Below are 1,901 nucleotides of genomic sequence, written 5' to 3' on the forward strand. Positions count from 1 at the left end.
CGTCTCCCTCGACCGCAGCTCAGCCCGTCGGAGGCCCTCTCTCCCTCGGCCGGTCCGTCTCCGGACGCGCCCGGCCACTCGGTGTAGATTCGTCCCTAGCCAGACGTCGCTGCTGATGGCGGTCGGGCGGTCCGGAGACGGACCGGCCGAGGGAGAGAGGGCCTCCGACGGGCTGAGCTGCGGTCGAGGGAGACGTATGTCCGCATGCCTCCCCCCGCCCCGCAGCGGAAAGCCGATGTCCGTTCTGGAAGCACCCCACGAGGAGACTGCATGTCCCCCGTCACCAACGACTTCAAGGTCGCCGACCTCTCCCTGGCCGCCTTCGGCCGCAAGGAGATCACCCTCGCCGAGCACGAGATGCCCGGCCTGATGGCCATCCGCGAGGAGTTCGCCGCCTCCCAGCCGCTGGCCGGCGCCCGCATCACCGGCTCCCTGCACATGACCGTGCAGACCGCGGTCCTCATCGAGACCCTCGCCGCCCTCGGCGCCCAGGTCCGCTGGGCCTCCTGCAACATCTTCTCCACGCAGGACCACGCCGCCGCGGCCATCGCCGTCGGCCCGAACGGCACCCCCGAGAACCCGCAGGGCATCCCCGTCTTCGCCTGGAAGGGCGAGACCCTCGCCGAGTACTGGTGGTGCACCGAGCAGGCCCTCACCTGGCCCGACTCGCCCACCGGCGGCCCGAACATGATCCTCGACGACGGCGGCGACGCCACCCTGCTGGTCCACAAGGGCGTCGAGTTCGAGAAGGCCGGCCAGGCCCCCGACCCCTCCACCGCCGACAGCGAGGAGTACGAGCAGATCCTGCTGCTCCTCAACCGCACCCTCGGCGAGAACCCCCAGAAGTGGACCCAGCTCTCCTCCGAGATCCGCGGCGTCACCGAGGAGACCACCACCGGCGTCCACCGCCTGTACGAGATGCAGCGCGACGGCACCCTGCTGTTCCCGGCGATCAACGTCAACGACGCCGTCACCAAGTCGAAGTTCGACAACAAGTACGGCTGCCGCCACTCCCTCATCGACGGCATCAACCGCGCAACCGACGTCCTCATCGGCGGCAAGGTCGCCGTCGTCTGCGGCTACGGCGACGTCGGCAAGGGTTGCGCCGAGTCGCTGCGCGGCCAGGGCGCTCGCGTCATCATCACCGAGATCGACCCCATCAACGCCCTCCAGGCCGCGATGGACGGCTACCAGGTCACCACGCTCGAGGACGTCGTCGAGACCGCCGACATCTTCGTCACCACCACCGGCAACCGCGACATCATCCTCGCCGAGCACATGCAGCGCATGAAGCACCAGGCGATCGTCGGCAACATCGGCCACTTCGACAACGAGATCGACATGGCCGGCCTCGCCAAGATCCCCGGCATCGTCAAGGACGAGGTCAAGCCCCAGGTCCACACCTGGACCTTCTCCGACGGCAAGGTCCTGATCGTGCTGTCCGAGGGCCGCCTGCTCAACCTGGGCAACGCCACCGGCCACCCCTCGTTCGTGATGTCCAACTCCTTCTCGGACCAGACCCTGGCCCAGATCGAGCTGTTCACCAAGCCCGAGGAGTACCCGATCGGCGTCTACGTCCTGCCCAAGCACCTCGACGAGAAGGTCGCCCGGCTCCACCTCGACGCCCTCGGCGTCAAGCTCACCACCCTGCGCCCCGAGCAGGCCGCCTACATCGGCGTCCCGGTCGAGGGCCCCTACAAGCCGGACCACTACCGCTACTGACGCCGCCCGGGCCGCCCGCACGACAGCGCGCCACCGGCCCCGACGGCACCACAGGAGCCACCCCGCAGGCCTTTCCCCTTTACAACTCCCCGGACCCCCGAACCCCCCCTAAACCTCGTATCCCGTTTTTTGTTTGAAAAAAAAAAAGAAAGAGAAAAAGGGAAGGGAGAAAAGATGGA

At 67.9% G+C, this 1,901-nt stretch carries 1 protein-coding gene; it reads left to right on the forward strand.

The annotated features are described in order from the left end of the window. Nucleotides 1-270: 270 nt before the first annotated feature. On the forward strand, nucleotides 271-1,722 hold the full coding sequence (gene ahcY, locus PV341_RS44885) for an adenosylhomocysteinase (protein WP_500328608.1): 1,452 nt from the start codon (nucleotides 271-273) through the stop codon (nucleotides 1,720-1,722). Nucleotides 1,723-1,901 lie beyond the last annotated feature (179 nt).

Origin of the sequence: Streptomyces sp. PA03-1a (genome assembly GCF_033792805.1) — a bacterium.
GTDB lineage: Bacteria > Actinomycetota > Actinomycetes > Streptomycetales > Streptomycetaceae > Actinacidiphila.